Raw genomic sequence first — 281 nt, 5'->3', positions numbered from 1 at the left:
CCCCTGAACTGCGTCCAGTTGATCTTCGGAGGAAATTCGAATTCGTCGGTCGGCGGTTACTACCTGCGTCTTTACCTCAAATATGGAGCCGGCTACCACAAAATCTTGCTCATGACCGCCAGGACCATTCCAGCATTTGATAGCAGCGTTCCAACCAACGCGGTCACTAAGAACATCCCGCAGAAAAAGCAGTTCGCCTATCAAACCAATCCGTTCACTTTTTGAAAGTAAACGGCCGGCCCGATGGCTAAGCATCTCCTGCCAGCGATGAACCTCTTTGA

1 protein-coding gene is annotated in these 281 nt (G+C 50.9%); it reads right to left on the bottom strand.

What is annotated here, in order from left to right; genetic code table 11:
• Positions 1-255, bottom strand: a 255-nt coding sequence (locus HU755_RS27860; protein ID WP_369408059.1) for a PD-(D/E)XK motif protein, incomplete at its 3' end; no start/stop codon positions are given.
• Between the last annotated feature and the right edge of the window lie 26 nt (positions 256-281).

Source organism: Pseudomonas sp. SWRI111 (genome assembly GCF_014268555.1).
Classification (GTDB): Bacteria; Pseudomonadota; Gammaproteobacteria; order Pseudomonadales; family Pseudomonadaceae; genus Aquipseudomonas; species Aquipseudomonas hamedanensis.
The sequence above is the reverse complement of the archived record's forward strand: the minus strand, read 5'-3'. Positions and strand labels throughout refer to the sequence as shown.